General features: G+C 60.7%; 6 protein-coding genes. 3 read left to right on the top strand and 3 right to left on the bottom strand.

Annotated elements, in window-relative coordinates; genetic code table 11:
- Positions 1 to 382 precede the first annotated feature (382 nt).
- On the top strand, positions 383 to 1,276 hold the full coding sequence (locus tag C7401_RS23705; RefSeq protein ID WP_112173833.1) for a class I SAM-dependent methyltransferase: 894 nt from the start codon (positions 383 to 385) through the stop codon (positions 1,274 to 1,276).
- Positions 1,277 to 1,323: 47 nt separating this feature from the next.
- Here C7401_RS23705 and pobA read toward each other — a convergent pair whose 3' ends face one another.
- Positions 1,324 to 2,508, bottom strand: coding sequence for a 4-hydroxybenzoate 3-monooxygenase (pobA, locus tag C7401_RS23700; RefSeq protein ID WP_112173832.1), 1,185 nt, complete (start codon positions 2,506 to 2,508; stop codon positions 1,324 to 1,326).
- Positions 2,509 to 2,689: 181 nt separating this feature from the next.
- Here pobA and C7401_RS23695 point away from each other — a divergent pair, with 181 nt between their 5' ends.
- Positions 2,690 to 3,562, top strand: coding sequence for a helix-turn-helix domain-containing protein (locus tag C7401_RS23695; RefSeq protein ID WP_112173831.1), 873 nt, complete (start codon positions 2,690 to 2,692; stop codon positions 3,560 to 3,562).
- A gap of 137 nt (positions 3,563 to 3,699) precedes the next feature.
- On the opposite strand, the gene C7401_RS23690 is transcribed toward C7401_RS23695, so the two are convergent.
- Together C7401_RS23690 and C7401_RS23685 are read right to left on the bottom strand one after the other, a co-directional pair.
- On the bottom strand, positions 3,700 to 4,875 hold the full coding sequence (locus C7401_RS23690) for a porin (protein WP_112173830.1): 1,176 nt from the start codon (positions 4,873 to 4,875) through the stop codon (positions 3,700 to 3,702).
- A gap of 84 nt (positions 4,876 to 4,959) precedes the next feature.
- A complete protein-coding gene (locus C7401_RS23685; RefSeq protein ID WP_112173829.1) occupies positions 4,960 to 6,327 on the bottom strand; it encodes an MFS transporter in 1,368 nt (455 codons plus the stop codon).
- A gap of 455 nt (positions 6,328 to 6,782) precedes the next feature.
- Here C7401_RS23685 and C7401_RS23680 point away from each other — a divergent pair, with 455 nt between their 5' ends.
- Complete coding sequence (locus tag C7401_RS23680; protein ID WP_112173828.1) at positions 6,783 to 7,688, top strand: helix-turn-helix domain-containing protein; 906 nt, start codon at positions 6,783 to 6,785, stop codon at positions 7,686 to 7,688.
- The last annotated feature ends 28 nt before the right edge of the window (positions 7,689 to 7,716 follow it).

Genomic DNA, 7,716 nt, shown 5'->3' with positions numbered 1-7,716 from the left:
TGCCTGCGAAGCTACCGTGCGTTTCTTCTTCATCGGCATATCCATGATTTTTACCTCTCATGATATGCCTCGCCCACGAAATGACGGATAGGTCCACGCAAGGCCGCGCAGGAATCGCTCCGCGAATGTCTCCTATGTAGAAGGCCAACTGGCAGAAGTGGGTCGATCTGGGTCGGACAGCCAGAGAATGGAAGGGACTTCCCCGCCCCGAGGCTGCGGCGTACGCCACCGTCTGAAGTAGCTTTTGCTCCCCCGTCCCCATCCGCGGACAACGGCGCAGACGAACGAAGTCTGTTACCTCGAGAACTACTCAACCAGCTGACCAGCGCGAGCGCGCATAACCGGGTATCGTGTAGGCTCTCCAGAACCTGCACCCTCGCCCATGAATCCGGCCCAACCTCATCGCGTCTTCGCACGTCTTGCACTGACACTGACTGCCGCCATCGGCACGGCGTCTCTCGCGCTCTTCGCGGCTGGATGCGCGACACCCACACAGCAGCCAGGGCACAGCGCGCTGACGCAACCTGCGGCCGCCTCTTCTCTCGATGCCGCGATCGCCGCTCCTCAGCGTAGCGAGCGGGCCAAAGCGCGCGACGTCTATCGGCATCCGAAGGAGACGCTGCAATTCTTCGGCGTCGAGCCCACACAAACGGTGCTCGAAATCGCACCGGGCGGCGGCTGGTACACGGATATCCTGGCACCGTGGCTGCACGGTGGCGGCCATCTTTACGAGGCCCAATACGTCAGCACGTCAGCGGAACTGGCCGCCGAAGACCGCGACAGCGACGCCGCCTTTTTGCGCAAGCTCGCGGGGGCCCCGGCGCTTTATGGCAACGTCAAGGTCGGCACCTTGCGCGCAGGCGAATTCGAGGGCTTCGACGCGCACGGCCAGTTCGACGTGGTGCTCACATTCCGCAACATCCACAACTGGATCAAGGATGGCCAGATCGACGACAACCTGCGCGCATTCTATTCCGCGCTGAAACCCGGCGGCGTGCTTGGCATTGAGGAACATCGCGCACGGCGAGGCACGACCGTACAGCAGATGATCGATACCGGCTATGTGACCGAAGAGTACGTAATCGAGCATGCGCAGGGCGCGGGCTTCGTGCTGGCTGCACGCAGCGAGATCAACGCAAATCCGAAGGACACCAAGGATTATCCGCACGGCGTCTGGTCGCTGCCGCCCACTTACAAGGGCGGCGACCTGGACCGCGCGCGTTATGCCGCGATCGGCGAATCGGATCGCATGACGCTCCGGTTCATCAAGCCATAACATCCTCATGACCGGCGCATGCCAATCAAGCGAACATCATTGCCGCTTCATTCGATCGGTTCGTATGGCAAACCAACGTAATTTTCCGCGATCGTCTTGAGGCCGGCATCGGAAGTCGTGTAGTAATCGTAGTCGGTACGCTGCATGCGCTTGTCGAAGGCGTCGCGCTCCGAGAATTCGTGCAGGAGGTTCGTCATGAACCATGAGAAACGTTCTGCTTTCCACACGCGGCGCAGCGCGATCTGCGAATACTTTTCCAGCAGGTCGGTACGGCCGTCGCGGTAGACGCGATTCAAGATCCGATACAACGTGCTCACGTCGCTCGCGGCGAGATTCAAGCCCTTCGCGCCGGTCGGCGGCACGATATGCGCCGCGTCGCCAACGAGAAACAGCTTGCCGTACTGCATTGGCTCAACCACGTAGCTGCGCAGCGGCGCGATGCTCTTTTCGAGCGACGGACCGGTAATGACCTTCTCCGCCACGTCCTGCGGCAGGCGCGTTTTCAACTCTTCCCAGAAGCGTTCGTCCGACCAGTCTTCGACTTTCTCGGTCAACGGCACTTGCAGGTAATAGCGGCTACGAGTCGTCGAACGCTGACTGCACAGCACAAAGCCACGCTCGTGATGCGCGTAAATCAGTTCGTGATTGACAGGCGGGGTATCGGACAGCATGCCGAGCCAGCCGAACGGATAAACGCGCTCGTAATGCGTGAGCACTTCCGCAGGGATCGTCTTGCGCGATACGCCATGAAAGCCATCGCAGCCCGCGATGTAATCGCAATCCAGACGATAAGTCTCGCCGTTCTTTTCGAATGTGACGTGCGGCGCTTCGCCTTTCACATCGTGCAACTGAACATTGGCCGCTTCGTAGATCGTGGTCGCGCCGCTTGCCTCGCGTGCCGCCATCAAATCTCGCGTCACTTCGGTCTGGCCGTACACCAGCACCGACGAGCCGCCCGTGAGCTGCTTCAGGTCAATCCGGTCACGCCGCCCACCGAATACGAGTTCGATACCGTCGTGAACCAACCCTTCCGCATCCATACGCTCGCTCACGCCCGCTTCGCGCATCAGGTCGACCATGCCCTGCTCCAGCACGCCCGCACGGATCCGGCCGAGCACGTATTCACCGCTTTGACGTTCAAGAATGACGTTGTCGATGCCCGCCTTGTGCAGCAACTGTCCCAAAAGCAGGCCGGACGGCCCGGCGCCGATGATCGCTACCTTGGTCTTCATGACCGATGTCTCCTGTATTTCTCTACACCGCGACTTCAACTCTGCTCTTCGAGCACCAATAATTAGCACCGCGGTTGAATTGCATTTTTCTAGAAATTTGCAGCGCTGATAAGGCAATTTTTTCGATTAAAATTGGACTTTTAGAAAGTCCAACGCGAACCGATAACCCGCTGATGAACTCATGAAGCATCCGGCGCAGCACGACATCCCCGTCTTCAAGTTATACGGCGAAGGGCCTGACTGGAGCACGCTCGATTTGCTGCACTGCGAGTCGATACCCGAGCGAAGCAGTTTGCACGACTGGGAAATCCGGCGACACCGGCACGCTGACCTCGCGCAGATCCTGTATGTCCAGAAAGGCGTGGCACAGCTCGAGATAGAGGGCGAGAAGACACGGATAAGCACGCCATCGGTGCAGGTCGTCCCGCCAATGTGCGTGCATGGCTTCCAGTTCTCTCCGGAAGTCGACGGATATGTGATTACGATCGCCGCGCCGCTGATGAACTGGCTTCAGCAGCAAATCGATGCGCCGCGCCGTGTACTTGAACACCCGGGCTGTTACCCGGTGGGCAACGACCGGCCATACCTGAACACGCTGTGCGTCCGGTTGAATCAGGAATACGGCCTTCCCGCACCTTCAAGGGACCTGATGCTCCGGTCGCTCGTGAGCGCGCTCGTCGTATGGGTCAGTCGCCAGGACCAACAAGGTGAGGAAAGGGGCGAAACCCAGGATCGAGGCCAGGCCCACCTGAAAGCGTTCTCCAGCCTGATCGAAAAACACTACCGTGAACATTTTCCGATCAGCCGCTACGCCGAACGCCTGGGCGTGACGCCGGCGTATTTGAATATGGTTTGTCAGCGAATAGCGGGGAAAAGCGCGCTCGCCCTCGTTCACCAGAGATTGCTGCTTGAGGCCAAGCGCAGTCTCACCTACACCGCACTCAATATCAATCAGGTCTCCGATTTTTTGGGCTTCACGGAGCCCGCGTATTTCACGCGGTTCTTCAAGCGATTCACCGGCATGACGCCAAACGCCTTTCGCAAGCGAAAATGATTTCATTGCTTCGAGCTTCGGGCTACCGATCTTCGAAGAGATGAATGCGAGCGTGCGTCCCGACGCAAGGCCACGCGCCCCTGCGAGCACGTGGCCATTCGTGTGAGACAAGAGCCGCCGGTGCGTGAAGCGATGACTCAGAACCTGTGACGAAGCGCGACGCGCGCGAGCGCCTGATGGTCGTTCGACGAGTCGCCGGCATTGCCGATATTGGCCACCGCAGCCGCACCTGTAGACGACGTACCCGCCGCGATCTGATACGCGGCCTCGGCGTAGAGATCGGTTCGCTTCGAAAGAAAGTAATCGGCCATCACGCTAACCTGGTTGAAATGCTGATTGCCGACGTTTGCGCCATCCGATGTGCGGACATTGTTGCCCTTCGCGTAATCGTAGGCCGCACCGAGACTGAAGGCAGGCGTAACCGACCACTTCACGCCCGCATCCACGTTATTGAACCGCGCACTCGCACCGCCCAGCGCCACGATATTGCCGTACTCGATGTTCGACCATGACGCGCCGATCTGCACCGGCCCGATCGTGTACAGCCCACCCGCTATCGCCACCTGATACGAATTCGCGCTGGCATAAGCCTTGTTGAGGATGCCGGTCAACTGCGTTCCGCTGCCATTGCTCGTGAAAAAACCCTGGCCCGCGGTGGCCGCGGTCGGATTCTTGAAGTAGAGATAAGCGGCCGCCACGGTCACCACGCCGTTGGAGTACGCCGCACCGGCCGAATAGCCACCGTTGCCGCTGAAATTGCCAGGCTGACCGCCCACGCTCCAGGTGGCGCCGAACGTCAGTCCATTGATGTTGGGGCTCGCATAGCGAATCGCGTTGTTCGTCCGCAGCGAGTTCGCGGTGTTGTCAAAGTCGCCTGGATGCTGGAAAACTTCGCTCGCCAGATAACCCTGAACCGTGACAGCTTGCGCATAGTTGACGACCGAATCGTACTGCCGCCCCAATGTGACGTCGCCGAAACTCCGGTTGCTCAAGCCGACAGCTGCCTGGCGGCCGAACTGGAGCCCCCCTTGCCCTGCGGCACCCGAATTCAGGTTCACGCCGGATTCAAGCGTGAAGATCGCACGCGTGCCGCCACCCAGGTCCTCGGCACCCTTCATGCCCCAACGGCTGCCGTACATGCCGTTCAGCGAATCCAGATACCATTTCCGTCCGCCTGTCGACGGCCCGGTGGCCACGTTGCTGTTGAACATGATGCCTTCGTCCAGCACACCATACAGCGTGAGACTGCTTTGCGCCCAGGCCGATGCACCGCACAGGCAAAGCGGGGCCAATGCGAGAAGTTTCTTTTTCATTTGCGGTTCTCCAAACCTTGATTATTTATTTGCATGACTAATTATTCGATCGAGAATCTTCGAAAAGAAGACTCGCGACCCTGCCTAGTGCATCGACACGCCTTGCTGTACGCGCGTTTGCGAAGCAGTTGCGCCACGCCCGATCATCACGAACAGCGCGCACGCGGACACCAGCGCAGGCACAGCAAGCAGGCTGAACACCGAACCGATCTGCCAGCCAAAGCCCATCAGAGCCGCGCCGACGAGTGCCCCTGCCACGCCCCCTATGCGCCCAACGCCGAGCATCCAGGCAACGCCAGTCGCCCGCCCGTGCGTCGGATAAAACGCGGCGGCCAGTGCGGACATCGATGTGACTGCGCTCGTGACCAACGTTCCGGTCAAGAAGATGAGCGTGCCGAGCCACAACTGGTGGCCGACACCGCGCCCTACCAGCAAAACCATTACCGCGGCGAGCACATACGTGGCCGCGATCACGCGATTGGCGTTGAGGCGGTCCATGAACCAGCCGACGCACAGGTTGCCCAGCACGCCACCAAGCGGGAAAAGCGACGTCATCAGGGCCGCACGCGCGCCGGAGAAGCCCGTGTCGCGAAACAGCGTGGGCAGCCAGTTGGTGAGCAGGTAATAGATCAGCAGGCCCATGAAGTACGCGAGCCACAACATCAACGTCCCGAAACGGTACTGTCTCGACATGACGACGCGAATCGCCGATTCGCGTTTCGCGCTCGCGCCGCTCTCAGGCGCTGCGAAGCGGCAGCCATCGAACGTCGTGCCGGGTGCAATACGGCCGAGGATGCGTGCGATTCCTGCGTCGGCACGCTGACGTACCGCCATGAACTGAACGGACTCCGGCAAGAACAGGATCAGCAGAACCGTCAGCACGATCGGCCCGACACCGCCCGCAACCAGCACGCTTTGCCAGCCAAAATGCGGAATCAGCCACGCAGACGCGAATCCGCCGAGCGCGAGGCCGGTGGAAAAGCCACAGAACATCGTATTGACAACGACGGCGCGCACGCGCGTCGGCGCATATTCGGACATCAGCGTGACGGCATTCGGCATGGCAGCGCCGAGGCCAAGACCCGTGCAGAAGCGCAGCACGGTCAGCGACTCGACCGTACCGGCGAATGCCGCCGCAAGGCTCCACAGTCCAAAGAACGCTACGGAAAGCACCAGCACGGTCTTGCGTCCGAGGCGGTCTGCGAGCGGGCCGGCAAGCACCGCACCGATGCCAAGCCCGACTAGCGCCGCGCTCATCACCGGACCGAGCGCGACGCGCGCAATGCCCCACTGCTGCACGAGCGACGGCGCGATGAAGCCGATGGCTGCCGTGTCGTAACCGTCGGCGGCGACAACCAGAAAGCACAGCACGAGAATGCCCCACTGAAAGGGGGAGAACCGTTGGCCGTCAATGAAGGCCTGGGTATCGACGACGCGTTCGGAGGTCTTCATTGCGGCCCTCCAGCAACGTGACGGACGAGCGAGGGCAACGCGCCGGCGGGGCCGACGCGATCGAGCGTTTCCATTGCGATGTCTCCTGAGATTGATGTCGTTCTATTGCGGCGCCGTACCCGCGGGCGCGGGACGTCTGGTATCTGCCACGGCGCGCCGCAACGCCGTTGCGTGTGAGGTTTGTTTCAGTGCCAGTGCGGCGTGTGCGCGACGCCTATGCCGGCCGCCGCCCCGCTCACCTGGCTCGCCAGATTCAGCCGGTTTTCGCCGCGCATTCCTGTTTCGTTAGTCATCCGAATCTCCCCCATGAAAGGCATACGCAAAAGCGTATCCTGTGTCTCCGACGAAAAATCTGTATCGATTCCGCCTGCCTGAAGTATAGGCAGACGGCGCCGGGCGATCATGGACAAAACTGTGAAAAAACAGGACAATCTGCACATGTGAGGGAAGACGACATGAGGAAAATCCCTAGTTACGAACTCTACGGAGAAGCATCGACCGCGCGCCCGCCGTGGCACGATGCATTCAATTTCGAGTGGATTCCTGAGCGCAGCCGGCCGAACGACTGGAACATTCCGGCGCACCGTCACGACGCGCTGCTTCAGTTTCTCTACATCCGCAGCGGCCAGGGTCACGTCATCATCGAGAGCGAAAAAACGCCGTTTAACCCGCCCTGCCTCGTGATCCTTCCTGCGCAGGTGGTGCACGGTTTCGCGTTTTCGCCGGAAATCGACGGCCTTGTCGTCACGGCCGCGCAGCGCGCGCTGGAGTCCATCGCGAAGTCGGTTTCTTCAACACTCGTCGCGGTTCTCCAGCGCCCCGCCGTGATTCCGGTGAGCGGGCCATCAGCGAGCGACGAAACGCTGATGCCGCTCTTTCATATGCTTGAGAATGAGTTTCGCCGAGGCGCGGCCGGCTATACGGCGGCGGGCATGTCACTCTTAATGGCACTTTTCGTACAGGCGGCGCGCCTTATCGACCATGCCAACGTGCCGGTGGCCGCGCTCGCCGCGCGGCGCAGCCTGCAAATCAGGCGCTTTCGCGAGCTGATTGCCCAGCACTTCCGGGAGCATCGCCCGGTCGAGTTCTATGCGGACGCGCTCGATGTCACGCCGCCGCAACTCGGGCGAATCTGCCGCGAAGAGCTCGGTTCGTCACCCACCGCGCTGATCAACGACCATCTGATTCGCGAAGCGCAGCGGGACCTGGTCTACTCGGGCATGACCGTCAAGCAGATCGCGCACAGCCTCGGATTCGAGGACAGCGCCTATTTCAGCCGCTACTTCCGCAAACAGACAGGTGCGACGCCCCGCGAATTCCAGAGCTCTGCTCATCGCGATCTGGCATTGGGGACGCCGTAGTGCGAAACGCGAAGAAGACACCGAAGGT

The sequence above is a fragment of the Paraburkholderia unamae genome, assembly GCF_003268775.1.
Taxonomy (GTDB): domain Bacteria; phylum Pseudomonadota; class Gammaproteobacteria; order Burkholderiales; family Burkholderiaceae; genus Paraburkholderia; species Paraburkholderia unamae.
The sequence above is the reverse complement of the archived record's forward strand: the minus strand, read 5'-3'. Positions and strand labels throughout refer to the sequence as shown.